At 60.7% G+C, this 23,513-nt stretch carries 25 protein-coding genes and 1 other RNA gene; 10 read left to right on the top strand and 16 right to left on the bottom strand.

What is annotated here, in order from left to right; translation table 11 throughout:
• Positions 1 to 7 precede the first annotated feature (7 nt).
• On the top strand, positions 8 to 1,102 hold the full coding sequence (locus QTL94_RS07625) for a protein-glutamate methylesterase/protein-glutamine glutaminase (RefSeq protein WP_065691607.1): 1,095 nt from the start codon (positions 8 to 10) through the stop codon (positions 1,100 to 1,102).
• Between the two features lie 60 nt (positions 1,103 to 1,162).
• Here QTL94_RS07625 and QTL94_RS07620 read toward each other — a convergent pair whose 3' ends face one another.
• Together QTL94_RS07620 and QTL94_RS07615 are read right to left on the bottom strand one after the other, a co-directional pair.
• Positions 1,163 to 1,903: a 3-oxoacyl-ACP reductase family protein gene (locus QTL94_RS07620; RefSeq protein ID WP_289801120.1), complete on the bottom strand. Its 741-nt coding sequence runs from the start codon at positions 1,901 to 1,903 to the stop codon at positions 1,163 to 1,165.
• Between the two features lie 75 nt (positions 1,904 to 1,978).
• Positions 1,979 to 2,557, bottom strand: coding sequence for a TetR/AcrR family transcriptional regulator (locus QTL94_RS07615; RefSeq protein WP_289801119.1), 579 nt, complete (start codon positions 2,555 to 2,557; stop codon positions 1,979 to 1,981).
• A gap of 211 nt (positions 2,558 to 2,768) precedes the next feature.
• Between QTL94_RS07615 and QTL94_RS07610 the strand changes: the two genes are divergently transcribed.
• From QTL94_RS07610 to QTL94_RS07600, 3 genes are all read left to right on the top strand, one after another.
• Positions 2,769 to 3,569, top strand: a complete 801-nt coding sequence (locus QTL94_RS07610; protein ID WP_289801118.1) for an inositol monophosphatase family protein — start codon at positions 2,769 to 2,771, stop codon at positions 3,567 to 3,569.
• A 100-nt stretch (positions 3,570 to 3,669) separates the two neighbouring features.
• Positions 3,670 to 4,767 carry a flagellar motor protein MotA gene (locus tag QTL94_RS07605; RefSeq protein WP_289801117.1) on the top strand — a complete coding sequence of 366 codons (1,098 nt, stop codon included), beginning with the start codon at positions 3,670 to 3,672 and terminating at the stop codon, positions 4,765 to 4,767.
• Positions 4,768 to 4,770: 3 nt separating this feature from the next.
• Positions 4,771 to 5,802, top strand: a complete 1,032-nt coding sequence (locus QTL94_RS07600; protein ID WP_113521856.1) for a peptidoglycan -binding protein — start codon at positions 4,771 to 4,773, stop codon at positions 5,800 to 5,802.
• Between the two features lie 144 nt (positions 5,803 to 5,946).
• On the opposite strand, the gene QTL94_RS07595 is transcribed toward QTL94_RS07600, so the two are convergent.
• The 3 genes from QTL94_RS07595 to QTL94_RS07585 all read right to left on the bottom strand — a co-directional run bounded on the left by QTL94_RS07595 (position 5,947) and on the right by QTL94_RS07585 (position 8,659).
• The gene (locus QTL94_RS07595) at positions 5,947 to 6,135 is read right to left on the bottom strand and encodes a YegP family protein (protein WP_065691613.1); all 189 of its coding nucleotides are present in this window, start codon (positions 6,133 to 6,135) and stop codon (positions 5,947 to 5,949) included.
• 129 nt (positions 6,136 to 6,264) lie between these two features.
• A complete protein-coding gene (locus tag QTL94_RS07590) occupies positions 6,265 to 6,708 on the bottom strand; it encodes a hypothetical protein (protein WP_289801116.1) in 444 nt (147 codons plus the stop codon).
• Between the two features lie 148 nt (positions 6,709 to 6,856).
• The gene (locus QTL94_RS07585) at positions 6,857 to 8,659 is read right to left on the bottom strand and encodes an ABC transporter transmembrane domain-containing protein (protein WP_289801115.1); all 1,803 of its coding nucleotides are present in this window, start codon (positions 8,657 to 8,659) and stop codon (positions 6,857 to 6,859) included.
• A 192-nt stretch (positions 8,660 to 8,851) separates the two neighbouring features.
• Here QTL94_RS07585 and rpmE point away from each other — a divergent pair, with 192 nt between their 5' ends.
• Both rpmE and QTL94_RS07575 read left to right on the top strand, forming a co-directional pair.
• Positions 8,852 to 9,073 carry a 50S ribosomal protein L31 gene (gene rpmE / locus QTL94_RS07580; RefSeq protein ID WP_037182697.1) on the top strand — a complete coding sequence of 74 codons (222 nt, stop codon included), beginning with the start codon at positions 8,852 to 8,854 and terminating at the stop codon, positions 9,071 to 9,073.
• Positions 9,074 to 9,271: 198 nt separating this feature from the next.
• Positions 9,272 to 9,742 carry a nucleoside deaminase gene (locus QTL94_RS07575; protein ID WP_289801114.1) on the top strand — a complete coding sequence of 157 codons (471 nt, stop codon included), beginning with the start codon at positions 9,272 to 9,274 and terminating at the stop codon, positions 9,740 to 9,742.
• A gap of 119 nt (positions 9,743 to 9,861) precedes the next feature.
• Here QTL94_RS07575 and rcdA read toward each other — a convergent pair whose 3' ends face one another.
• The 3 genes from rcdA to QTL94_RS07560 all read right to left on the bottom strand — a co-directional run bounded on the left by rcdA (position 9,862) and on the right by QTL94_RS07560 (position 12,248).
• Entirely contained in the window at positions 9,862 to 10,377 is a 516-nt protein-coding gene (rcdA, locus tag QTL94_RS07570) for a protease adaptor protein RcdA (protein WP_065691617.1), read from the bottom strand.
• 377 nt (positions 10,378 to 10,754) lie between these two features.
• Positions 10,755 to 10,946: a DUF1192 domain-containing protein gene (locus QTL94_RS07565; protein ID WP_065691618.1), complete on the bottom strand. Its 192-nt coding sequence runs from the start codon at positions 10,944 to 10,946 to the stop codon at positions 10,755 to 10,757.
• A 21-nt stretch (positions 10,947 to 10,967) separates the two neighbouring features.
• Positions 10,968 to 12,248 carry an MFS transporter gene (locus QTL94_RS07560; protein WP_065691619.1) on the bottom strand — a complete coding sequence of 427 codons (1,281 nt, stop codon included), beginning with the start codon at positions 12,246 to 12,248 and terminating at the stop codon, positions 10,968 to 10,970.
• A gap of 174 nt (positions 12,249 to 12,422) precedes the next feature.
• On the opposite strand from QTL94_RS07560, the gene QTL94_RS07555 reads away from it, so the two are divergent.
• Positions 12,423 to 12,587, top strand: coding sequence for a hypothetical protein (locus tag QTL94_RS07555; protein WP_289801113.1), 165 nt, complete (start codon positions 12,423 to 12,425; stop codon positions 12,585 to 12,587).
• On the opposite strand, the gene QTL94_RS07550 is transcribed toward QTL94_RS07555, so the two are convergent.
• The 8 genes from QTL94_RS07550 to tkt form a co-directional block, all read right to left on the bottom strand.
• On the bottom strand, positions 12,584 to 13,501 hold the full coding sequence (locus QTL94_RS07550; RefSeq protein WP_289801112.1) for a PhzF family phenazine biosynthesis protein: 918 nt from the start codon (positions 13,499 to 13,501) through the stop codon (positions 12,584 to 12,586). The genes QTL94_RS07555 and QTL94_RS07550 overlap by 4 nt on opposite strands.
• Before the next feature lie 293 nt (positions 13,502 to 13,794).
• On the bottom strand, positions 13,795 to 14,691 hold the full coding sequence (locus QTL94_RS07545; RefSeq protein ID WP_289801111.1) for a fructose bisphosphate aldolase: 897 nt from the start codon (positions 14,689 to 14,691) through the stop codon (positions 13,795 to 13,797).
• A gap of 325 nt (positions 14,692 to 15,016) precedes the next feature.
• On the bottom strand, positions 15,017 to 16,219 hold the full coding sequence (locus QTL94_RS07540; protein ID WP_289801110.1) for a phosphoglycerate kinase: 1,203 nt from the start codon (positions 16,217 to 16,219) through the stop codon (positions 15,017 to 15,019).
• Between the two features lie 72 nt (positions 16,220 to 16,291).
• Positions 16,292 to 18,142 (bottom strand): potassium/proton antiporter, encoded by a 1,851-nt coding sequence (locus QTL94_RS07535; RefSeq protein ID WP_289801109.1) that lies wholly within the window; start codon positions 18,140 to 18,142, stop codon positions 16,292 to 16,294.
• A 366-nt stretch (positions 18,143 to 18,508) separates the two neighbouring features.
• Positions 18,509 to 18,820: a hypothetical protein gene (locus QTL94_RS07530; protein ID WP_065692425.1), complete on the bottom strand. Its 312-nt coding sequence runs from the start codon at positions 18,818 to 18,820 to the stop codon at positions 18,509 to 18,511.
• Between the two features lie 85 nt (positions 18,821 to 18,905).
• Entirely contained in the window at positions 18,906 to 19,034 is a 129-nt protein-coding gene (locus QTL94_RS07525) for a hypothetical protein (RefSeq protein WP_275078410.1), read from the bottom strand.
• A 151-nt stretch (positions 19,035 to 19,185) separates the two neighbouring features.
• Entirely contained in the window at positions 19,186 to 20,196 is a 1,011-nt protein-coding gene (gene gap / locus QTL94_RS07520; protein ID WP_065692427.1) for a type I glyceraldehyde-3-phosphate dehydrogenase, read from the bottom strand.
• A gap of 66 nt (positions 20,197 to 20,262) precedes the next feature.
• A complete protein-coding gene (gene tkt / locus QTL94_RS07515) occupies positions 20,263 to 22,236 on the bottom strand; it encodes a transketolase (RefSeq protein WP_289801108.1) in 1,974 nt (657 codons plus the stop codon).
• A gap of 333 nt (positions 22,237 to 22,569) precedes the next feature.
• Between tkt and QTL94_RS07510 the strand changes: the two genes are divergently transcribed.
• From QTL94_RS07510 to ssrS, 3 genes are all read left to right on the top strand, one after another.
• A complete protein-coding gene (locus QTL94_RS07510; RefSeq protein ID WP_065692429.1) occupies positions 22,570 to 22,845 on the top strand; it encodes a DUF4164 domain-containing protein in 276 nt (91 codons plus the stop codon).
• A 14-nt stretch (positions 22,846 to 22,859) separates the two neighbouring features.
• Positions 22,860 to 23,237, top strand: a complete 378-nt coding sequence (locus QTL94_RS07505; RefSeq protein WP_065692430.1) for a cell division protein ZapA — start codon at positions 22,860 to 22,862, stop codon at positions 23,235 to 23,237.
• Between the two features lie 66 nt (positions 23,238 to 23,303).
• Positions 23,304 to 23,462: non-coding RNA, 6S RNA (gene ssrS / locus QTL94_RS07500), on the top strand.
• Positions 23,463 to 23,513 lie beyond the last annotated feature (51 nt).

Below are 23,513 nucleotides of genomic sequence, written 5' to 3'. Positions count from 1 at the left end.
GTCGCCCATGGGCAAGAAGATACGAGTTCTCGTCATCGACGACTCCGCCAGTGTTCGCCAGACGCTCGTCCGCGTCCTGCAGGAGGATCCCGATATCGAGGTCATGGGGGTCGCTACCGATCCGTTCATGGCCGCGAAGAAGATCCAGGAAGAGATTCCCGACGTCATTACGCTGGATGTCGAGATGCCGCGCATGGACGGCATCACCTTCCTCCGCAAGCTGATGTCGCAGCGTCCGATCCCTGTCGTCATGTGTTCGTCGTTGACGGAGGCGGGTTCGGAAACGTTGCTGCAGGCGCTTGAGGCGGGTGCTGTCGATGTGATCCTGAAATCCAAGATCGGCGCGGCGGATAGCCTGGCCGATGACGCGGTGCGGATCCGTGAAGTCGTAAAGAGCGCGTCCCATGCCCGGATGGGCAATGTGCGGCGCGGCGCAAGCAGCCTTCGCCCCGGCAAGGAGGCGCCTCCGCAGAAGCTGACGGCAGATGCGATGCTGCCGCCGCCGACCGGTCGCGCCATGGCCAAGACGACGGAGATGATCGTCTGCGTCGGCGCCTCGACCGGGGGCACCGAGGCGCTCCGGGAATTTCTCGAAGCGCTGCCGGCGAATGCGCCCGGCATGGTCATCGTGCAGCATATGCCGGAGAAGTTCACGGCGGCCTTCGCCAAGCGGCTCAACGGTCTTTGCGAGGTCGAGGTCAAGGAAGCTGTCGATGGCGATCCGGTGCTGCGCGGGCATGTGCTGATTGCTCCCGGCGACAAGCATATGCTCCTGGAGCGGCAGGGCGCGCGCTATCATGTATCGGTCAAGACCGGGCCACTCGTCTCGCGCCATCGCCCGTCGGTCGACGTTCTGTTCCGCTCCGCCGCCCGGGCCGCCGGCTCGAACGCGATGGGTATCATCATGACCGGCATGGGCGATGATGGCGCCAAGGGAATGCTGGAGATGCACCAGGCCGGTGCCTATACCGTGGCACAGGACGAGGCGACTTCGGTCGTCTTCGGGATGCCGAAGGAGGCGATTGCCAAGGGCGGCGTCGACCGGATCCTCCCGCTCGACCAGATTGCCCGTGAGGTTCTGATTACCCAGCAGAAATTCTGAGCCGAGCCAATCATGACGCGAGCCGGTGGCGTGCGAGCGCCGCCGGCTTTTTGTTTGCCTTCAAGCAAGGTAGCCGCCGTCGATCGTCAGGGCGGAGCCGGTGACGAACGACGCCTCGGGACTGGCGAGATAGGCTGCAAGACTTGCGATCTCGCGGTCTTCGCCCATGCGGCCCAGCGCCATCAGCGGTGACAGGTGCTCCTCTGTGCCCGGGGCGCCATTCATGTCGGTTGCTGTTGGTCCCGGCTGAATGGTGTTGACGGTGATGCCGCGCGGGCCGAGATCGCGCGCCATGCCGCGGGTCATCGAAGCAATGGCGCCCTTGGTCATGCTGTAGACCGCCGATGTCGCAAAGCCGCTGCGGTCTGCAACGACGCTTCCTATGTTGATGATGCGGCCGCCGGCCTGCATGTGCCTTGCCGCCGCCTGCACGCCGACAAAGACCGCGCGAACGTTGACCGCGAACATCCGGTCGAAATCCTCCAATGCGAATTCGTCGAGCGGGGCCAGCATCAGGATGCCCGCATTGTTGACGAGAATGTCGAGTGCGCCGAAGTGTCTGACGGTGGTCGCGACGGCATTTCGCACAGCCTCGGGATCGGCGCTGTCTGCCTTGATTGCCAGAGCCTTGCCGCCGCTCGCTTCGATCTCGGCGGTAAGCGCCTTGGCCCGGTCATCGCTACTGGAATAGGTGAAGGCCACGGCAGCGCCGTCTTCGGCGAGCCTGCGGACGATCGCCGCGCCGATGCCGCGCGAGCCGCCGGTGACCAGGGCGACCTTTTCGGTGAGGGAATGAGACATTTGCATTTCCTTTCTATTTTTGGATCAATCAGTCTATAATTGAGCATGAAGAAACGGCGTGGCCGCTTGGTGCGCCTAGCGGAGGCTGCGGATGGTCATGCGGGCGATACCGCGGAGGGTTTCAGGGGAAGCGCCGTTGCGGGCGCTGACTTTCATGCCGGAGAGGGTCGCGCCGAGGAAGTGGACGGCCTCGTCGGGGTCAATGTCGGATGCGATGGCACCGCTCTTCCGGCCGTCTTCGACGATTGTCTTCAGCGCATTGGAAAGCGCGCGGGAGGCAGTATCGGTCAGTGTGGCGATCTCCAGGTCTGTGCGCCCGAATTCGCAGACGGCGCTGACACCGAGGCAGCAGCGGCTGGCCTCCGATGACGGCCGCGAGGCAAAGGCGACGAGTGCGCCTTCGAGCGCATCGATCGGTGTCGTATGATGCTTCAGGTCGTCGATCAGTCTGGCAGTACTGTCGGCGTTGTAGCGCTGCAGTGCTTCCAAGTAGAGGCGGCGCTTGTCGCCAAAGGTATCATACATGCTCTGGCGGCTGATCTTCATCGCCGTCAGCAACTGATCCGTCGACGTGCCTTCATAGCCGTGCTCGGAGAACACGTTGATGGCGGCGCCAAGCGCCACGTCGCGGTCGAATTCCTTGTGTCTTGCCATGGGGGACATATAGGAATTTAAGACCGATCTGTCCAGAATTAATTTGCGGCCTTCCTGCGATTCAATGCAGCCATGCGGCGCTGCTCTTGAAATTTCCCCGATTTTGTGGTCTTGAAGCCGCCAATCTTATAAAGCGCAGCCTCTGCCGGCGATCAGGGACCATCCCCGCCCTGACAACGCGCACCTATTTAGCCCAAGGAAAACCGCCCACATGGCCCGTTCAGCTCTTCTCAATGTCATGGTTCAGGCTGCCATCAAGGCAGGAAAATCGCTGGGGCGTGATTTCGGCGAAGTGCAGAACCTGCAGGTTTCCGTCAAGGGACCGGGCGATTTCGTTTCCAATGCGGACCGCAAGGCCGAAAAGATCGTCAAGGATGAACTTCTGAAGGCGCGTCCGACCTATGGCTTCCTCGGCGAGGAAAGCGAAGAGATTAAGGGCACGGACGGTGCGCACCGCTGGATCGTCGATCCGCTCGATGGCACCACGAACTTCCTGCACGGCATTCCGCAGTTCGCCGTCTCGATCGCGCTTGAGCGCAACAACGAGATCGTCGCGGGCGTCGTCTTCAATCCGGCGACCGACGAACTCTACACCGCCGAGCGCGGCGGCGGCGCATTCCTCAATGATCGCCGCCTTCGTGTCGGCGCCCGCCGCGTGCTTTCCGACTCGGTCGTTGCCTGCGGTGTGCCGCATCTGGGACGTGGCAATCACGGCAAGTTCCTGGTCGAGCTTCGCCACGTGATGGGTGAAGTCGCCGGCATCCGTCGCATGGGTGCCGCCTCGCTCGATCTCGCCTACGTTGCTGCCGGCCGTTTCGACGGTTACTGGGAAACCGGTCTTTCTGCGTGGGATATCGCCGCGGGCATCCTGCTCATCCGCGAAGCCGGCGGTTATGTCAGCGATTGGGATGGCGGTACGTCCATTCTGGAAACCGGCTCCGTCGTCGCCGGTAACGAGTATATTCAGAAGGCTTTGCTCGAAGTCGCCAAGCGTCCGATCCCGACCCGCTAAATCGCTGTTGTAAAGACACGGTTTTCGCTGTCCGCGTACTTCAATTCGGCACAATGTTGCTCTAGTCTCCGGCTGCGAGAAGTCCGGAGGATGCGGATCCATGGAAAATGTGAATGTGGCGGAGTTCGGCTCGACCGAAAAAACCACGGGCAGCTATAACTATAAACTCTCCAGCCCGATGCCATTTCTTTGGACTATGGTGCTGTTTCTGGTGATCGTCGGGTTCATTGCCGCAATTCTTTTCCGGCAGACCCAGACGGCGTTCATGCATAACCCGGGACTGAACGGCTTGATCGTCGGCGTGCTCGCTGTCGGTATCATCCTGGTTTTCAGCCATGTTCTGGCGCTTCGCCCTGAAGTGCGCTGGTTCAATTCCTTTCGTGCCGCAGGCAGCGCCGACAAGGTGAACCGCAATCCCAAGCTTCTGGCGCCCATGCGTACGCTGATCGGCAGCCGGAGCACCTTTGCGGGGCTTTCCACGACAGCATTCCGCTCCATTCTGGACTCGATTGCAAACCGCCTCGATGAATCGCGTGATGTTTCGCGCTATCTCATCGGCCTTCTCGTGTTCCTCGGCCTGTTGGGCACGTTCTGGGGTCTCATCGGCACGATCGGCTCGATCAGCAACGTCATTCAGTCGCTGGACGCTGGCACCAATGGGTCGTCCGACGTCCTGGCTGCACTGAAGGAAGGGCTCTCCACGCCGCTATCCGGCATGGGCCAGGCGTTCTCGTCTTCGCTGCTCGGTCTCTCGGGTTCGCTCATCCTCGGCTTCCTAGACCTGCAGGCCGGTCGCGCCCAGAACCGCTTCTACATGGAGCTGGAAAACTGGCTGTCGTCCGTGACCGACGTTGGCTCCGATGCCGTGGTTCCGGCGATCGATCAGTCGTCCGGTGTCTCGCCTGACGAGATCAAGGCTCTGTCCGACTACATGCGCAAGGCCTCGGAAGACGGCGGCGCCAGCAGCCAGCGTTCGGTGGCCGCGATGGCAAATCTCGCCGAAGGCATCCAGGGTCTCGTGAAGAACATGCGCAACGAGCAGCAGATGCTGCGGGACTGGATCGAAGCCCAACAGGACGAAGCGAAAGCCATGCGCCGAACGCTCGACCGCTTGGCGGAACGGATCGGCTCCCAGGAAAAGCATGCATCGTCCGAACGCCAACGTCTGACCCAGGCCGAGAAGAGCGAGGGCAAGTAAGCCATGCCTCTTGCTCGCAACCGCCGCCGCGAACGCGCCGTCGATTATTGGCCGGGCTTCGTCGATGCGTTGTCGACGCTTCTCATTGCGATCATGTTCCTGCTGACCGTCTTCGTGGTCGGTCAGTTTATCTTGAGTCGAGAGATTTCCGGTCGCGACGAAGTGCTCAACCGGCTGAATAGCCAGATCAACGAACTGACGCAGCTGCTCGCCTTGGAAAAGGGCAGCAAGCAGGATCTCGAGGATAATGTCGCGAACCTGCAGGCGTCACTGTCGTCTGCCGAGAGCGAGCGCTCCCGCCTGCAGGCATTGCTGTCGGCCGGCTCGGGCGGGCAGGATGCGGCGCAGCAGCGCATCGGCGGCCTGACCAAGGAACTCGACGAGCAGAAGCAGATGAGCGAGCGGGCGATGAGCCAGGTCGAGCTTCTCAACCAGCAGATCGCTGCCTTGCGCAGCCAGATTGCGGCCGTCGAAGTCGCGCTGCAGGCGTCCGAGCAGAAGGACCAGAGTTCGCAGGCGAAGATTGCCGATCTCGGCCGTCGTCTGAACGTGGCGTTGGCGCAGCGCGTCCAGGAGCTAAACCGCTACCGATCGGACTTCTTCGGGCGGTTGCGTGAAATTCTCTCCGATCGCGAGAATATCCGCATCGTCGGCGATCGTTTCGTCTTCCAGTCGGAAGTGCTGTTCCCATCGGGTGGCGCTGACCTCAATCCGGACGGGCAGGCTGAAATGACCAAGCTCGCCAGCGCGCTTCTTGATGTCGCCAAGGAGATCCCGCCTGAGATCAACTGGGTACTCCGCGTCGACGGTCATACCGATAACGTGCCTCTGGCCGGAACGGGCAGGTATGCCGATAACTGGCAGCTTTCGTCGGCACGCGCGATTTCCGTGGTGAAGTTCCTGATCGCGCAGGGCGTGCCTGCCGACCGTCTGGTCGCCGCAGGTTTCGGCGAGTTTCAGCCGATTACTCCGGGAGATACGCCCGAGGCGCGCGCAACGAACCGTCGCATCGAGCTGAAGCTGACCGAGAAATGACTGATTTCATCTTGTGAGGAGTAACCTCTTCGCGAGATCCGGCCTTGCATATCGCCTTGGGCGTTGGCCGAGCGGCAAGAACCTGAGAACCTTGCCTGTCTATAAGAAGGTGAGGCGGCGCTTGTGGCGCCGCCTGGGTTCTGGTCAGGATTCGGCCTTCGTCGTGTCTTCGACCGTCGCGCCGGGAGAGTTCTTCTTGATGGATTCGATCGCGCTCAGGGCAGAAGCCTTGGCCTTGTAACCTTCGGAGCCAAACATCGTTTCGCCGTTCGAGGCCTTGAAACGGAACCGGAATTCGCCTGCCTTGTCCTTATAAACTTCGAACTTATACATCGATTTTTTCTCCCGGAATCAGGATGTTGTTTAAATCAGCAAGGACAGCCTAAAACAAAAAACACAACTATTCCATCTGGATATTTTAGTCTTTTGCAACCCCGGTCGCGATCAGCACGCGCGGCATTATCACGGCTTGAAGAACGAGAATGCCGAGGAGAATTTGTTGACGATGTAGGGGGCAAAGAGCACGAGGCCGGAGTAGAAGAAGTTCGAGCCATTTGACATATCGGGAATCCCCTTGCCGCTTGCGAAGTTGTGAAGGCAGGCAAGGCCGAAGCCGACGTAAAGCATGAGGATCGCGACGGTTCCGATCATGGCGATGAACCTGCTGGAACTGGCTTTCATCTCGGTAATATTGAGGGGGGCTTCCCCGACGGCAAGGATATTGCCGGCGGCATTAACGGGATTTCCCGCTTGGTCTGTCTTCGTCAACGTGACGTCTTCCGAAAGGGCGTCGGTCAACGACCAGCCGCGTGCCTGATGCAGCGACCGGTAGAACAACAGCATCGATATCACGACGCTGGCGGCAACGAGCGTCACGAGTGTTTCGGCAAAGCTGATAGAATCCACCTGGCAATCTCCACGAAAAGATGACGAACGGTTTCAATACAAAACCGAGTGTAATCTATACGTGTATTATGTCAATGTTCGCGCATAGGTGAAACCTGCAGCAACCCGTGGGATCGGATTGCGGGGCGCGTTGGATGTTATCGGCAGCTTACTTAACGGCGCTCAGAAACTCTTCCGCACCGGTCTCGAACTGCAGCTTGGCAAGCTTGGCGTAGATACCGCCATGGCGGATCAGGCTTTGATGCGTGCCTTCCTCGACCACGCGGCCTTGATCGAGGACGAGTATCCGATCAGCCTTCAGCACGGTCGCCAGGCGATGGGCGATGATGAGGGTCGTGCGTCCGTCCATCAGGACATCCAGCGCCTTCTGCACCAGCGTTTCGCTCTCGGCATCGAGTGCCGAGGTCGCCTCGTCGAGAAGCAGGATCGGCGCGTTCTTCAAGATCGCGCGGGCAATGGCAATTCGCTGCCGCTGGCCGCCGGAAAGCGTGACCCCGCGCTCGCCGACCTCAGTGTCATAGCCCTTGTCGAGGCGGGTGATGAACTCGTCTGCCTGGGCGGCGACTGCGGCTGCCCGTACTTCGTCGCGCGTCGCATCAGGGCGACCGAAGGCGATATTCTCATGAATGGAGGCGGCGAAGATTGTGACATCCTGCGGGACGATCGCCATGCGCTGGCGCAACGCGTCCGGATCGACGGCGCGGGCGTCCACGCCATCGACCATCACGGCTCCCTGCTGCGGATCATAGAAGCGCAGCAGCAGCGAGAACACGGTGGTCTTGCCGGCGCCGGAGGGGCCGACGATCGCGACCGTCTCCCCCGGCTTGACGTGACAGCTCAGGCCATGCAGGGCCGATCGCCCGGGGCGCGAGGGGTAAGCGAAATGGACATTGGAAAACTCGACTCGGCCGAGGGCAGGGGTAGGCAGTATTTCAGGCTTCGCCGGCGTCTGGATCGGCGAGACCTCGTCCAGCAATTCCGTCAGGCGATCGGCAGCGCCGGCGGCCTGCGACAGCTCTCCCCAGACTTCCGAGAGCGCACCCAGCGAGCCAGCCGCGATAACCGAGTAAAGCAGGAACTGCCCGAGGGTGCCCGCAGAAAGGGTGCCTGCGAGAACGTTGTGGGCACCGACCCAGAGCACGGCGACCACACTGCCGAAAATCAGGGTGATGGCGATACCGGTGAGCAGGGCACGCGCGCGGATCGCGGCGCGGGCGGCGCCATAGGCCGTCTCGACGGCGCTTCCATAGCGACCGGCGGCCGCGGCCTCGCCACCGAATGCCTGCACGGTGCGGGTGGCGGCAATGGTCTCGTTCGCAAAGGCGGAGGCCTCGGCAAGCGTATCCTGGGCGGCGCGCGACCGTTTGCGCACCGAGCGGCCAAAGGCGACGAGCGGAAAGACGATCAATGGGATGGCACCGAGCGCCAGGCCCGCAAGCTTTGGCGACGTGACGATCATCATGCCCATCGCGCCGAGGCAGAGGATCAGGTTGCGCAAGGCGACGGACGCTGTCGCGCCGACAGCGGACTTGATCTGGGTCGTGTCGGCCGTCAACCGCGAGACAATCTCGCCAGACTGATTGACATCAAAGAACGATGGGGAGAGCCGTGTGACGTGGGCAAAGACGTCGCGGCGCAGGTCCGACACGATCCGTTCGCCCAGGGTGATGACGAAGTAGTAGCGCAGGGCGCTGGCGATCGCGAGAACGACCGCCATCACCATCAGCATCAGGAAGTAGCTGTTGATGAAGCTGCCATCGGCCTGGGTAAAGCCGTGGTCGATCATGCGCCGGACGGCGAGAGGGAGGGCGAGGGAGGTAATGGCGGCGAGCGCAAGCGATATCAGCGCGCCGGTAACCAGGCCGCGATACCGCATGACATAGGGTGTCAACCTGCCGAGAGGCCTCAGTGAACGTGATTTCTTCTCCCCGGCCTGCACTTCGTCTGTCAATTCGATCTCCGATCGCCTTCAACACCGTGCAAGACGGTTGTGGGCTCTTGTTATCCTGATGGCCTTCATGTATAGGCACGGCATCCTAATGGGAAGCCGTAGCCATAAGCGACTGCGGCTTCATTTATTCAATCGGTCCTCTTGTCGCAACGTGATGCGTCAATTTGGACGTTGCATGGCAGGAAGATTGTTATGAAGGCAGAAATCCATCCCGACTACCACACGATCAAGGTGGTCATGACCGATGGCACCGAGTACGAAACCCGCTCGACCTGGGGTTCTGAAGGCGCTGTCATGAACCTCGAAATCGACTCCAAGTCCCACCCGGCCTGGACCGGCGGCAACCAGCAGCTCATGGACCGCGGCGGCCGCGTTTCCAAGTTCAACAAGCGTTTCGGCGGCCTCGGCCTCTAATCGCTGCTGCATGGCAGAATTTGGAAAACCCCGCTTCGGCGGGGTTTTTTGTTGCGCGGCCCTCAGTCAAGCGCAGGCGGCAACATCGACTTTCCCCAACGGTTGAGGCGGGGCAGTTTTCCAATCTGGGTAGCGGCCCTTGGAAATCTGTTCGATCCAAGACAAGATCATCCGGCTCTAGCTCTGAGGGAGACCGGGATGGAAAACCATGAGCCGTTTTTGCGAGAGGCGATCGCACTCTCGAAATCCGCGATGGAACGCGGAGACGAACCGTTTGGGTCAGTGCTGGTCAAGGACGGCAAGGTCATCCTGCGCGCCGAAAACAGCGTCTTCACCGGTCGTGACATGACGAACCACGCCGAGCTGAACCTGATCAAGCTGGCGGCGCAGCATTATGACGCTGCCGTCCTGGCGGATTGCACTCTCTATACCAGCACGGAGCCATGTGCGATGTGCTCCGGAGCGATCTACTGGTCGGGGATCGGGCGCATGGTCTTTGCGTGCTCGGAGGTGCGGCTGGGCGAGATTGCGGGGATCGGCCTGAATGTCCCGAGCCGGGCAATATTGGAAACCGGTGCGCGCATCGTCGCTGTGGATGGCCCAAACATCGAAGAGGAAGCTGCCGCGGTTCATCAGGAATTCTGGCCGAAGCATCTGGGCAAGGCGTAGAGCCCCGGCTGAAGCCTTTGAGCGGCCAGAGGTCATTCGACACTCTTGTTAGCGGCGCGCAAAAGAAAAACCGGCCGCGCAGTGCGCAGCCGGTTTCATGAGTACGGTATCGAAGCGGCTTAGTTGTTGCCGAATGCCGTCTGCAACAGGCTCAGCTGTGCCTGAACGCTATTTTGGTTGTCAGGCACGATCGGCGCCTCGTTCGGGCGGTAGATCTCGCGATCGAGCAGGGCAACGCGATTCTGCAGGCGCAGCGAGCGTTCGATCAGGTCGCGGAAGGATTCCGGAAGATCGTTCCAGCCCGGTGCATTGCGATCGACGTTGAAGCCATCGAGGCGAACCTTGTTCTTCTCGGCCAAAACCTGATCGCGCGACATTTCGCCGTTGTTGACGGCGCGCTGCAGCAGCAGCCAGGACGCCATCTGCATCAGGCGGGTGGTGAGGCGCATCGATTCCGCTGCGTAGAGAACGGAGGCCATGCGCGGCAAAACCTTGGAAGCAGCGCGGCCGTTGCCATCGAGGTAGGCGGCGGTTTCTTCAACCAGCGACATGCCTTCCGAGTACAGCGTCTTGAACTGCGAGGATGCGGCAGCGCGACCTGCAAAACTGATTGTGTTCAATCCAAGCTCTGACATTTAGATAGTCCCTGTTGCACGCATCTACTTATGGTCAGGTAACGCCGGCTAAAGGTAAAAGTTTCCTCAACCGGTCTTTATGACATTAAGATGGTAGCTTTAGCCCAATTGCGCAAGGCGTTTCTTAAGAAAGGGTTAACTTCCACAGTTTCATGGATTTAGTCCCCAGCCAAGAAAAAAAGAAGAGCCGCAAAAAGCGGCTCTCAAGGTAAAACAGGGAGAAAAATCAGACCAATTCACCGCATGGAAAACTGTCTGAAATCCAGAGCAAGTCTGGATGAATGTAGTAATACCTTATAAAGCTTAATGTCCCATTAAGTCTGTGCCGAAATAGCGCTTGCGTGCCGGATATAGATCGAATCCGCACACGTGCGACATCAGGATCGGAAGAGGTTTTCTGCGGCCAATCTACCGGATGCCTTGCGCGCCGCCTCGGCCTCGATGCGGGCGATCTCGGCCTGCAGCAGCTCGATCCGGCTTTTCAGCTCATCGACCGACATCATGGAGAGATCCATGCCGATTTCGTGAGTCGCTTTCTTCTGTGGCCGGTCGTCTTCGATGAAGCTCATGGGTAATCCTCCGCTTTCGTCTCAGTTGGATTTTAACCCAGCTTCGCCCACTTCGGGAGCCTTGTTCGGGTTGCGGTCCGCGAGCGACATGCTTTCGGGCGTCAGGGTCTGCGAGGTCGCCGTCGGCAGGGTGGTAAAGGTGTCGCGGCTGCCCGCCGGGATGGCTGGCCGCATCCGGCTGCGCAGGATCGCATAGGCCGTGATCAGGACATGGGCGACCGCGGTGACGAGAAACAGCGCGTGTGGGTTGACCATGGACATGACCGGGCCGCCGATCGTCGGGCCGATGATCGTGCCGATGCCGTAAAGCAGGAGAAGGCCGCCCGAGACCTTCACGAAGTCTTCGGCTGCGGCGTAGTCGTTCGCGTGGGCGACAGCGATCGGGTAAAGTGTATTGGCAACCGCGCCGTAGAGGATGACGAGCCCGATGATGAAGACGGGCGAGGACGGATGCAGAATCGCCAACAAAATGCCAGCAAAAGCGGCGACCGCCGACATGGCGGCCAGCACGTAGCGGCGGTCGATCCGGTCGGAAAGGCGGCCGGCCGGCAACTGCATCAGCGCTCCGGCAAAGATCGTCGAGCTCATCATGATGGCGATGCTGGTGTCGGACAGGCCAGCGCCGGCGCCGAAGACGGCGCCGAGCGTTCCGTAGGCGCCGTTGGCGATGCCGACGAGCAGGATGCCAAGGCAGGAGACCGGCGAGTTGCGATAGAGCGCTGGCAGGTCGAGCTTGACTGCCTTCAGCGGCTGGGGCGAGGCGGCGGTAGACAGCGTCGTGGGCAGCATGGCGATGCAGTAGAAGATGCCGCACACCATGAAGAGGACAGGGGTTCGCACGTCTTCCAGCGGGATCATCATCTGGCCGGCGACGACGCCGAAGAGGGTGATGGCGATGTAGAGCGAGAAGATCGCGCCGCGGCTTTCGTTGGTAGCGCGCTCGTTGAGCCAGCTTTCGATGATCATCGATGTGCCGGCGGTTGCAAAGCCGGTGACGGCGCGTAGCAGGACCCACCAGACCGGGTGAATGATGATGCCGCTCACAAGCGCGATGATGGCGATGATGGCGATGAAGCCGGAAAACGCCCGCACGTGACCAACGCGGCGGACCATTTTCGGCGCGACCAGGCAGCCGATGACGAAGCCCGCCGCCCAGGAGGTGCCGAGCAGGCCGAGCGTGGTGGTGGCGTAGCCTTCGAGATTGCCGCGGACGGGAAGCAGAATGCCTTGCAGGCCGTTGCCCATGAAGAGGAAGAGTGTGCCGAAGAGCAGTGCGGCAACGGACAGCAGGTTTCTTTTCATTTTCCCCAGACTCTGCGCATGACGATCAAAAACCACATAAGGCGATACTCGGTATCGCCTAGCCTCAAGATTGTTGATTGTGCCCCCAAATGCCTTTACGGCATGAATAAATGCAGTCGTTGCGCGAAATAATGTCCGTCCTGTGACATTGATAACCGTTGGAAAAATAAAGACATGACGAAGCTGATCGCGCTGCTGCTCATCCTGGCGATGGCAATACAGGTGATCAAGCCGCTCGGCTTGCCCGGCCTGCGGCGGCGGGCAGATTTCTGGAAGATTGCGTTGATCGCCTTCGCAATCTGGGCCATCGCGCTGGTTGGGCGAGACCTGTTCGTCTAGTAGTCGATTTCGCCGCGCATGACGGGCGCGCAGGCGCCGGAGATTGTCACATCGGTGACGATGCCGTCCTGCTTCGCGACGTCGATGCCGATGATGCTGCGACGGCCCATTTCAACGCCCTGCTCGATGGTGAGCGATACCCTCATGGTCGGATCTGGCGCGAGCGAAACCAGATAGGCGCCGAGCGCTGCCGAGGCGCTACCGGTCGCGGGATCCTCCGGCACGTTGTCGAGCGGTGCGAACATGCGCGCACGGATCGTCCATGGGGCTTGGTCCGAGCGGACATAGACGAACAGTGAGAAGTCATGATTGCCCTCGGCGGTCGGCGTGGCTGCGTCCTGGAAATAGGTAAGATTCGGACGGGCGCGGCCAAGGGCATCGAGGTCCGCAAGTTCGGCAAAGACGAAACTCAGGCCAACTGACGCCACCACCGGTTCGTGATTGGCGAGGCGGATATCCTCAGGCTCGATCCCGATGCAGCGGGCGACTGTTTCCTTCGCTATTGCATTGCCGATCGCAAGCGGCTTGGGCGCGCGAATGGAGGCGGTGAGTACCTTGTCGCCGTCACGCTTCAGATTGACCGTCACGAGGCCGGCCTTCTCTTCAAAGCGCAGATGATCGCCGACCGGGCGCCCGAAGACTTCTCCCTGCCGGCCTAGCACATAAGCGGTTCCGACATTGGGGTGTCCCGCGAAGGGCACTTCCATGGTGGGCGTGAAGATGCGGACGCGGGCCGTATTTGCCGGGTCTTGCGGCGGCAGCACGAAGGTAACCTCGGAGTAACCGAATTCGGCGGCGATGTTCTGCATGTCGGCATCGCTGAGCCCGCGGGCATCGGTCATCACGGCCAGCGGATTGCCTTCGAAGCGGGTGGTGGTGAAGACATCGACAGTCGTGAAGGCAACGGTTTTCATGTCGGCTCCGGTAGCGTGTTACGGACGCCATACTGGCGCGCGGCGAGGCCCGCCGATAGACGCAAATTTGTGCCGGTGACAATCTTCGGATGTTTTCGGAACTCTCGTCAGCAGGGCTACGATCTCTTGGCGGTCGCTCGCCGGCCGCCTGCCGATCCTGAAATGCAAACGGCTGATTTTGCTCGCGTGGTCAAATCCTCGGCACAAGGCCGAGGACGATGTCAGGGTGAAGGCATGGGCTCGTCAGGCGCCGTTTCGAAAACGGTCCTGGCTCTGCTGTGGCCTTGTGCGCATCAGGCCTTGTTGACGCTGGCGGCGTAGATCTCATCGATCGTTTTGGCCAGGCTGGCTTCGAACTCTGCGTCGCTCATCGAAACGCGCAGGTTTTCCGTCAGTGCGCGCGAGAAGCTTGCGATCATGCCATGGTTGTGGCTGAGCTTTTCGCAGGCATCGGCGCGGCTGTAGCCGCCGGAAAGGGCGACGACACGCACGACCGATTTGTGGGCGGTCAGAGGCGCGTAGAAATCGGCGACCGTCGGGAGCGTCAGTTTCAGCATGACGGTTTCGCCGGCCGGAAGCAGGTCAAGCTGCTTGGCGATTTCGTCGCGAAGAATGGCCTCGGCCTCTTGCTTCGTCGGGCTCTTGATGGAGACTTCAGGCTCGACGATCGGAACGAGGCCGTTGCCGATGATCTGGCGTGCCACCTCGAACTGCTGCTTTACGACCGCTGCAATGCCTGCTCTGTCCGCGTTTGATATCACCGAGCGCATCTTGGTGCCGAAAATTCCCTTGTCGCGGCCGCGCGCCAGGAGGGCATCCAGATCGGGCATCGGCTTCATCGCCTGGACACCGTTTTCTTCGGCAGCCAAGCCCTTGTCGATCTTGAGAAGCGGCACGACGCCGCGCTTTTCCCAGAGATAGGAGGGAACCGGCTGACCATCGACATCGCCGTCCATGGTCCGCTCGAACAGGATTGCGGCGATGATCTTTTCGCCTGTGAAGGCGGGGGCGGTCATGATGCGGACGCGCATGGCGTGCATCAGGCGGAACATTTCCTCGTCACCCTGGTACTCTGTGTCGGGAATGCCATACAGGCGTAACGCTCCGGGTGTCGAACCACCGCTCTGATCCAGCGCTGCAATGAATCCTGGCGCCGAACTGATCTTGTTCAACATCTTCGCGTCCACCATAGTTCACTCCTTCCCTCAGACCGGCGCATCGCGCGCACGGATTTTTTCTGTTTAAAAACCTATCGGCAATGCTCAATCGATCAAATCGGCGGATCGATAAGCGGCAGGACTCTTCACATCGCGAAAAACTGCGTTTCGATGAATATAGGTCGCCGATAACAGAAGTTTATGGGTGGGAAAACGGCAGCTAAAATGGCTAAAACGTTTGAATTTTTTTTAATCGTTTGAATGTTTGGGCTTTTGCTCAAGACGACAACAAAAGACCGCGGAGCTTTCGCGCCGCGGTCTATCTACATGTAAAATTTGTTAAATCGGCTTGCGCTGATTATTTCACCTTGCTCAGAATAGCGACGCCTGGGAGTACTTTGCCTTCCATCCACTCGAGGAAAGCGCCGCCTGCGGTCGAGACATAGCTGAAATCGTCGGCCACGCCGGCATGGTTCAGCGCCGAAACCGTGTCGCCGCCACCGGCAACCGACGTCAGCTTGCCGGCCTTGGTGCGCTCGGCGGCATACTGTGCAGCCGCAACGGTCGCCTTGTCGAACGGTGCGATTTCAAACGCACCGAGCGGGCCGTTCCAGACGAGCGTGTTGGCGCGCTCGATCCATGCCTTGACGGCTTCGACCGACTTCGGGCCGACGTCGAGAACCATGGCGTCTGCAGGGATGGCATCGATCGCGACCGTCTCGTTGGCGGCTCCGGCCTTGAACTCGCGGGCGATGACACCGTCTTCCGGCAGTACGATGGCGCAGCCGGCCGTTGCCGCTTCGATCATGATCTGGCGTGCCGTGTCGGCGAGATCGTGTTCGCACAGCGACTTGCCGACATTGGTGCCGCGGGCGGCCAGGAAGGTGTTTGCCATGCCGCCGCCGATCACCAGCGCATCGACCTTTTTCACGAGGTTCATCAGCAGGTCGATCTTGGTGGAGACCTTGGCGCCGCCGACGATGGCAACGACGGGGCGGGCCGGATTGCCGAGGCCCTTTTCGAGCGCCTCAAGCTCAGCCTGCATGGTGCGCCCGGCATGGGCCGGAAGGTGGTGCGCCAGGCCTTCGGTCGAAGCATGGGCGCGGTGGGCGGCCGAGAAGGCGTCGTTGACATAGATGTCGCCATTGGCGGCCAGCGCCTTGACGAAATCGGGATCGTTCTTCTCTTCGCCCTTGTGGAAGCGGGTGTTTTCCAGGAGCAGGATGTCGCCGTTCTTCATCGAGGCGACTGCGGCTGCAGCCGCTTCACCGATGGCGTCGGTCGCCGTCAGTACCGAATGGTCGAGAACTTCCTCGACCGAGGGAGCGATCAACGATAGCGACAGGTCCGGCGACGGGCCATCCTTCGGGCGGCCGAAATGCGCAAGCAGAATGACCTTGGCGCCCTTTTTGGAGAGTTCAAGGATCGTCGGGGCGACACGCTCGATGCGCGTGACGTCCGTGACTTTGCCGTCCTTTACCGGGACGTTGAGATCGACGCGAACGAGAACGCGCTTTCCGGCAATGTCGTTAAGGTCGTCGAGAGTCTTGAAGGAAGGCATGGAAAAGATCCGTTCGTTATTGCCCAAAAAGATGCGGGGACCATAGCAAGGATGATCGTGGACGCAAGGCGTTCAGCGCGGGTTTTCATCACCTTTGGGGACCGCGGCGGCGGCCGCAGCTTCCTTGTTCTTTCGTCCCTTCAACCGGTCGCGAACGCGGTCCATGATATCGCGCATATTGATGAAGATCGGCAGCGTCGTGGCGGGTTCCACGGCCTCCAGCGACATGCCGACGGAGCTGATGTGATCCTGGTCATCGAGATCGCGAACGATCAGGATGATCGAGCCGAGGCGCACGCGGTCGGCATAATCGGCCTTGCCGCCAAGCCGCTGGCGCATCATTTCGGCGATGGTCAGGCCCTTCTCGTTTTCGTTGAGAAGCCCCGGCCCGTAAGCAGCATCCAGATCCGATGCCGGACGCGCCGGCGACAATGCGAAGGCGCCGAAGAAGTCGGCATCGTCTTCATCCACCGGGGCGCGGCTGGCGAAGAGCTTGTCCAGCAGGCGCGAGTAGGACGGCATGATGAAGAGGTAGACGAGGTCGTTTTCGCGCAGACGTCCCGCATACTGGTAACGCATCGACTTGCCGTCGCGAATGACAAGCGAAGGGGTCGCCCAGCGCGGGATGCGCTCGCCGCGCAGAACGGGGCTGTCCTTGACCACGCGGTAGGAGAGAAGCTCGTGATTGGCCGCTCCCGGCAAGTCGACTTCGACCTTGTCGACCGCCCCCATGCGGGGCGGGATGATCAGACCGAGCTTCTTGGCCACCGGCTTGATCGTCCAGCCCTGAACGAGAAGCGACACCAGCACGATGATGAAGGCGGTGTTGAAGTAGACCTGCCCGTTTTCCAGCCCACCGAGGATGGGCATGATCGCCAGCAGGATCGACACGGCGCCGCGCAGCCCCACCCATGCGACGAAGCCGATTTCCTGCTGCGTGTAGTCGAAGGGCAGGAGGGACAGCCAGATCGCCAGCGGCCGGGCGATGAAGATCAGGAAGAGGGCGAGCAACACTGCCGGGATGGCGATGGCCGGGAACTGGGACGGCGTCGCGAGCAGGCCGAGCACGAGGAACATGATGATCTGGGCAAGCCAGGTCATGCCGTCCTGGAAGCGCTTGATCGAGGCATAGCCCGGCAGCTTTCGATTGCCGGCATAGATGCCGGCGACGTAGACCGCGAGGAAGCCGCTGCCGCCAACCGCGCCGGTCGCCGAGAAGACGAGCAGGGCGAGCGCCAGAACGAAAATGGGCGTCAGGCCACGATCGGTTTCCAGCTTGCTGACGATCAGCACGATCATCATGCCGCCGAGCAGACCCAGGATCACGCCCAGGCCCATCTGCTGGACGAACATGGCCAGCATCCCGATATTGATGCCGTGATAGCGCTCGCCTGATGCCAGAACCTCGACGAGCGCGATCGTCAGAAAGATCGCCATCGGATCGTTGGTGCCGGATTCCACTTCGAGCGTCGAGCGCACCTTGTCGCGGATGTTGATGCCGCCGATACGCAGCAGGAAGAAGACGGCGGCGGCATCGGTCGAGGCGACGATCGAGCCAAGCAGCATTCCCTCAAGCCAGCTGAAATTCAGCAACCACATCGCGGCGATGGCGAAAAGCCCGGCGGTCATCAACACGCCGATCGAGGCAAGCGTCAACGACGGCACCGCCGCCAGCTTGAACGCCTGTATCGGTGTTCCGAAGCCGGAATCAAAAAGGATGACCGCAAGCGCGATCGAGCCAAGGATGGAGGCCAGGTAGTTGTTGGTGAACTGGATGCCCAGACCGTCGGTGCCGGCCAATAGGCCGATGGCGAGGAAGAGCAGCAGCAAAGGCGCGCCGAAGCGGAAGGCAAGCAAGCTGGAAAAGGCCGCCAGAAGCACCAGCGTCGTTGATACCAACACGACGATGTAAAATGCTTCCATGCCGATCCCCTTATCCGCCTATCAAGGTTGCAATACCGCCCCCGTATATTGCAGCCGCCTAAAATCGCCCTCTCTTGCGCTCCGTATCCGGCAGTTAACGGCAAAATCCAACGCAAGGGTAGACCTTATGGGCCAACCTTGCATTTCTGCTGCGTCATGCTGCTGATTGGTCTGCCGAATGGCAAATCGGATGAACGGTTCGAGAGTGAGCCTGAGAGAAGTTTAGGATCAAATCAGGCGAGAGCAGGGCAGAATGCGCCGTGCTGAATCTTTCTTGGAGATTTTCTTGCAGGTGGCGGAAGCGCCTCTCGACGAGGCGCTTCGACGTCCATTTTGGCCGGCCGAATTCTCTCGGCGCGGGGTCTGTTACGCCTCGTCGTCCTCGCCGTCATCCATGTCGGAGATCGGAATCAGGAAGACGACGAACTCATCATCGATGGTTCTGTCCGGATCGTCGTCGAATTCGTAGGCATGCTGCACTTCGTTTGCTTCCTCGGCGGTCGCCTTGCGCAGGTTGAGGGGGCTGACGCCGTCCCACACCGGCTTGCCTTGCGATTGCAGGATCGTCAGATCCTCGCGGAAGTCTTCCGCCTGGAAGAAATGAGTGGCGTCGTCGACGTTTTCCGAACGGAAACACGCAACGGCCTGTCCGCCGACTTCAATCGTAAAGTAGTCCATCAAATTCTCTCTCGCTGCTGCGCGGTTCGCGCCCTCTCAACACTACGGCGAACGGCAGATCGGCGCTAGTAAATATCTCTGCCGATCAGCGCGGCCCCATCGTGCGCGTCGTCTCCATCAGCGATTGCCCCTTGGCAATCTGCGTGGAGCGACGACCGCCAACCAGGCTGATGCTCAGAACGCTCGCGATCATGATCAAAACGATCACCGTCATCAGGATTCTCATATCGAACCCGCCAGCTCTTGATCCGGCCATGTGCGGCAGTGTTGCCGCGTAGTGAAAGGTAGTTGGTTTGTCCGCCATTGCCACAATGAAAAGCGGCCCGGTTTCCCGAGCCGCTTTCCGAAGTCTTGTCGCGAGGACCTTAGATGGTCTTGGCGTAGGCAACAGCCGTGTCGGACATGCGGCTGGAGAAGCCCCACTCGTTGTCGTACCAGGTGAGGATACGAACGAAGTTGCCTTCCATGACCTTGGTCTGGTCGGTCGCGAAGATCGACGAGTGGCTGTCATGGTTGAAATCGCGGGAAACCAGCGGCTCGTCGGTGTAGCCGAGGATGCCCTTCAGCTTGCCGTTTGCGGCAGACTTGATGGCTTCGTTGATTTCGGCAACCGAAGTGGCCTTCTTGGCAACGAACTTGAAGTCGACGACCGAGACGTTCGGGGTTGGAACGCGGATCGAGGTGCCGTCGAGCTTGCCCTTCAGGTGCGGCAGAACGAGGCCAACAGCCTTGGCAGCGCCGGTCGAGGTCGGGATCATGGACAGGGCTGCGGCGCGGGCGCGGTACAGGTCCTTGTGCATGGTGTCGAGCGTCGGCTGGTCACCGGTGTAGGAGTGGATCGTGGTCATGAAGCCGTGGTCGATGCCGACCGCATCATCGAGAACCTTCACAACCGGCACGAGGCAGTTCGTCGTGCAGGATGCGTTGGAGATGACCAGGTGCTCCTTGGTGAGCTGGTCGTGGTTGACGCCGAAGACGACGGTCAGGTCAGCGCCGTCGGCAGGTGCCGAAACGATGACGCGCTTGGCGCCGGCCGTCAGGTGGGCGGCAGCCTTGTCGCGCGATGTGAAGATGCCGGTGCATTCCATCGCGATATCGACGCCGAGTTCCTTGTGCGGCAGCTGTGCCGGGTCGCGAACGGCCGTCACCTTGATCGGCTTGCCGCCGCCAACGGTGATCGTGTCGCCTTCGACCTTGACCTCTGCCGGGAACTTGCCGTGGATGGAGTCATAGCGCAGCAGGTGAGCATTGGTTTCGACCGGGCCGAGGTCGTTGATGGCAACGACTTCGATGTCGGTGCGACCGGATTCGACGATCGCACGGAGGACGTTGCGGCCGATGCGGCCGAAGCCGTTGATGGCAACCTTTACAGTCATGTGTTTCACTCCCGATGAGTAGGGGCTTGCGTTATGGAATGGGGAGCGCCGACAGGCGCTCCTTGATCAAAGCTTGGCTTCTGCAGCAGCAACCACGGCGTCGGCCGTGATGCCGAAATGCTTGAAGACGTCCTTGGCCGGGCCGGAAGCGCCGAAGCTCTTCATGCCGACAAAGCTGCCTTCCGGTCCGATGAACGCATCCCAACCTTCGCGAACGGCGGCTTCAACGGCGATTTTGACCGGCGAGTTGCCGATGACTTCCTTGCGGTAGGCTTCGGACTGCTCGAAGAACAGCTCGGTGCAGGGAACCGATACGACGCGGACGCTGACGCCCTTGGCTTCCAGCGTGGCGCGGGCAGCAACGGCGAGTTCGACTTCGGAACCCGAAGCGAAGATCGTCACCTTGGCGTCGGCCTTGCCGGCCAGCGTGTAGGCGCCCTGTTCGCACAGGTTCTTCTCGTTGTACTCGGTGCGCACAGCCGTCAGGTTCTGACGGGTCAGGGCGAGAGCGGACGGGCGGTTTTGCGTCTTGGCAGCGATCTGCCAGCACTCAGCCGTTTCCGTCACGTCGGCCGGGCGGAAGACCAGCAGGTTGGGTACAGCGCGCAGGCTGGCAACCTGTTCGACCGGCTGGTGCGTCGGGCCGTCTTCGCCAACGCCGATGGAGTCGTGCGTCAGAACGTGGACGACGCGGATGCCCATCAGGGCAGCCAGGCGGATCGGCGGGCGGCAATAATCCGAGAAGATCAGGAAGCCGCCACCATAAGGAATAAGACCGCCGTGCAGTGCGATGCCGTTCATGGCAGATGCCATGCCGTGCTCGCGGATGCCCCAGTGCATGTAGCGGCCGGAGAAGTCGGTCGGGGTGATCGACACCATCTGGCTGGTCTTGGTGTTGTTCGACGGTGTCAGGTCGGCAGAACCGCCGAGCATTTCCGGCAGGATGCCATTGATGACTTCGAGGGCATCTTCCGATGCCTTGCGGGTTGCGACCGTCGGCTTGGTTTCGGCGACCTTCTTCTTATAGTCGCTGATGGCGGCGTCGAAGCCTGCAGGCAGCTCGCCGGCAAAGCGGCGGTTGAATTCAGCCTTGGCTGACGCCTTGGAAAGACCGTCTTCCCAGGCCTTGACCGTTTCGACCGAGCGGGTGCCGGCGGCGCGCCATGCGTCGAGAACGTCGGCAGGAACGACGAAGGGCTCGTATTCCCAGTCCAGCGCCTTGCGGGTGGCCGCGATTTCGTCGGCGCCGAGCGGGTTGCCGTGGACCTTGTGGGTGCCCTGCTTGTTCGGTGCGCCGAAGCCGATGATCGTCTTGCAGGCGATGAAGGTCGGGCGGTCGGACTTGTGAGCGGCTTCGATCGCAGCCGAGATGGCTGCCTGGTCATGGCCGTCGACTTCGATCGTGTTCCAGTGAACAGACTTGAACCGGGCAATCTGGTCGGTCGAGTCGGAGAGCGACACGGCGCCGTCGATGGTGATCGAGTTGTTGTCCCAGAAGAGAACGAGCTTGTTCAGCTTCAGGTGACCCGCGAGAGCGATCGCCTCATGGCTGATGCCTTCCATCAGGCAGCCGTCGCCGCAGATGGCATAGGTATAGTGATCCTGAAGATCGGCGCCGAATTCCTCGCGCAGCTTGCGCTCGGCAATCGCCATGCCGACGGAGTTGGCAATGCCCTGGCCGAGCGGGCCGGTCGTCGTTTCGATACCGGTGGCGTGGCCGTATTCCGGGTGACCAGCGGTCTTCGAGCCGAGCTGGCGGAACTGCTTCAGGTCTTCGACCGTCATGTCAGGGTAGCCGGTCAGATACAGCAGCGAGTAGAGCAGCATCGAGCCGTGGCCGGCAGACAGCACGAAACGGTCACGGTTTGGCCAGTGTGGTTTCTTCGGGTCGAAACGCAGATATTTTGTGAACAGGACCGTTGCTACATCGGCCATGCCCATCGGCATGCCGGGGTGCCCGGAGTTTGCCTTTTCGACTGCATCCATGGCGAGGAAACGGATCGCATTGGCCATCCGGTCGTGTTGTTCAGGAGAGATCATGGCTTTTCCGCAGGTTCCGGGTGTCGGGGGATGGCCTAAAGCCTCTTTGGACCATCAATGAAAGCGGCTGACACATAGCAGTTGGATCAGCCAAGTCAATAAATTGCAGGCCGTTTCCGGGCCGTTCCAATCGATTTTAGACATTTGACCGTTAAGTTTTACAAAAGTTAAAACCCATGAGAGGCGGGTGTTGATTTTCTTCATCCACAGATAGGTCGCCTGTCGTCGTGCGGCCTTTATTGACGGGCAGTTGGCGAGCCGCATATCCTTTTTGAAACATCGGATCGGCTTCTGGCGCCGATTCGCGAGTCTTGCGCGGGGAACCGGAAAGACATGACGCCCACAGGCACAACCATCGAGGCAGCGCTTAACGAGCTGCGCAAGGCGATTTCGGGACTCGAAAACGCCGTGGACATGCGCATCGAGAGCCAGCGCGAGCATGGCGAGATCGAAGGCGAGGTGCGTCGCGTTCATGCCGATCGCTCCAAGCTGGCGCAAGAGCTCGATCAGGCGGAATTTCGCGCGAACCGGCTTGAAGAGGTCAACCGCGAGGTTTCGCGGCGGCTGGTGACGGCCATGGAAACGATCCGCGCGGTTCTCGACCGCTAGCAAGGACAAGTGAGATGGCGCAGGTAACGGTAACGATCGACGGCAAGGCCTATCGCATGGCCTGCGAGGAGGGGCAGGAGGATCACCTGACCGATCTCGCGACCCGCTTCGACCGCTATGTCGGCCATCTCAAGAGCCAGTTCGGCGAAATCGGCGATCTCAGGATCACCGTCATGGCCGGGATCATGATCATGGATGAGATTTCAGAGCTGACGCGACGGGTCGCCAGCCTGGAGACGGAGCTCGAAACGCTTCGCGGCAATCGGGACACGGTTCTTGCGGCCACCGCGCGAACGGAAGAGAGCGTTGCCGCGGCGATCGCCGAGGTGACCGGCCACATCCGCGGCATTACCGACAAGCTGAACGGCCGCGCACCCTCTGAACTCAACTAGATAATAAATGGGGAGCGCCTCGCCGGAGCCTCTGGCGCACCCCAAAGTTCAGCCTTATATAGAGACTGCGATCTGCGCCTCTCGACAGGAACCACAATCCCTGGGGCCATACTCGATCCAAAGGGAGCTGTCCCTGACCAGGCTCGTGGGCTTGGTCATATGGCGCCCACCTACGTTTGTAGGCACCCAGGATCGTAAACCTCCATCGGTTGCCGCGGATCGCACTTTCCCATCACTTTATGGATACGGCCTATTCGGATGTGAGGAGAGGCGCGC

It is taken from the genome of Rhizobium sp. S96 (genome assembly GCF_030382195.1).
Classification (GTDB): Bacteria; Pseudomonadota; Alphaproteobacteria; order Rhizobiales; family Rhizobiaceae; genus Rhizobium.
Note: the sequence above shows the minus strand (reverse complement) of the source record. Positions and strands in the feature narration are given on the sequence as shown.

What these genes read in the sequence shown, in the direction of transcription:
- QTL94_RS07625 (WP_065691607.1), top strand. Translation starts at nt 8, where the DNA reads ATGGGCAAGAAGATACGAGTTCTCGTCATCGACGACTCCGCCAGTGTT.
- QTL94_RS07620 (WP_289801120.1), bottom strand. Translation starts at nt 1,903, where the DNA reads ATGTCTCATTCCCTCACCGAAAAGGTCGCCCTGGTCACCGGCGGCTCG.
- QTL94_RS07615 (WP_289801119.1), bottom strand. Translation starts at nt 2,557, where the DNA reads ATGGCAAGACACAAGGAATTCGACCGCGACGTGGCGCTTGGCGCCGCC.
- QTL94_RS07610 (WP_289801118.1), top strand. Translation starts at nt 2,769, where the DNA reads ATGGCCCGTTCAGCTCTTCTCAATGTCATGGTTCAGGCTGCCATCAAG.
- QTL94_RS07605 (WP_289801117.1), top strand. Translation starts at nt 3,670, where the DNA reads ATGGAAAATGTGAATGTGGCGGAGTTCGGCTCGACCGAAAAAACCACG.
- QTL94_RS07600 (WP_113521856.1), top strand. Translation starts at nt 4,771, where the DNA reads ATGCCTCTTGCTCGCAACCGCCGCCGCGAACGCGCCGTCGATTATTGG.
- QTL94_RS07595 (WP_065691613.1), bottom strand. Translation starts at nt 6,135, where the DNA reads ATGTATAAGTTCGAAGTTTATAAGGACAAGGCAGGCGAATTCCGGTTC.
- rpmE (WP_037182697.1), top strand. Translation starts at nt 8,852, where the DNA reads ATGAAGGCAGAAATCCATCCCGACTACCACACGATCAAGGTGGTCATG.
- QTL94_RS07575 (WP_289801114.1), top strand. Translation starts at nt 9,272, where the DNA reads ATGGAAAACCATGAGCCGTTTTTGCGAGAGGCGATCGCACTCTCGAAA.
- rcdA (WP_065691617.1), bottom strand. Translation starts at nt 10,377, where the DNA reads ATGTCAGAGCTTGGATTGAACACAATCAGTTTTGCAGGTCGCGCTGCC.
- QTL94_RS07565 (WP_065691618.1), bottom strand. Translation starts at nt 10,946, where the DNA reads ATGAGCTTCATCGAAGACGACCGGCCACAGAAGAAAGCGACTCACGAA.
- QTL94_RS07560 (WP_065691619.1), bottom strand. Translation starts at nt 12,248, where the DNA reads ATGAAAAGAAACCTGCTGTCCGTTGCCGCACTGCTCTTCGGCACACTC.
- QTL94_RS07555 (WP_289801113.1), top strand. Translation starts at nt 12,423, where the DNA reads ATGACGAAGCTGATCGCGCTGCTGCTCATCCTGGCGATGGCAATACAG.
- QTL94_RS07550 (WP_289801112.1), bottom strand. Translation starts at nt 13,501, where the DNA reads ATGAAAACCGTTGCCTTCACGACTGTCGATGTCTTCACCACCACCCGC.
- QTL94_RS07545 (WP_289801111.1), bottom strand. Translation starts at nt 14,691, where the DNA reads ATGGTGGACGCGAAGATGTTGAACAAGATCAGTTCGGCGCCAGGATTC.
- QTL94_RS07540 (WP_289801110.1), bottom strand. Translation starts at nt 16,219, where the DNA reads ATGCCTTCCTTCAAGACTCTCGACGACCTTAACGACATTGCCGGAAAG.
- QTL94_RS07535 (WP_289801109.1), bottom strand. Translation starts at nt 18,142, where the DNA reads ATGGAAGCATTTTACATCGTCGTGTTGGTATCAACGACGCTGGTGCTT.
- QTL94_RS07530 (WP_065692425.1), bottom strand. Translation starts at nt 18,820, where the DNA reads ATGGACTACTTTACGATTGAAGTCGGCGGACAGGCCGTTGCGTGTTTC.
- QTL94_RS07525 (WP_275078410.1), bottom strand. Translation starts at nt 19,034, where the DNA reads ATGACGGTGATCGTTTTGATCATGATCGCGAGCGTTCTGAGCATCAGC.
- gap (WP_065692427.1), bottom strand. Translation starts at nt 20,196, where the DNA reads ATGACTGTAAAGGTTGCCATCAACGGCTTCGGCCGCATCGGCCGCAAC.
- tkt (WP_289801108.1), bottom strand. Translation starts at nt 22,236, where the DNA reads ATGATCTCTCCTGAACAACACGACCGGATGGCCAATGCGATCCGTTTC.
- QTL94_RS07510 (WP_065692429.1), top strand. Translation starts at nt 22,570, where the DNA reads ATGACGCCCACAGGCACAACCATCGAGGCAGCGCTTAACGAGCTGCGC.
- QTL94_RS07505 (WP_065692430.1), top strand. Translation starts at nt 22,860, where the DNA reads ATGGCGCAGGTAACGGTAACGATCGACGGCAAGGCCTATCGCATGGCC.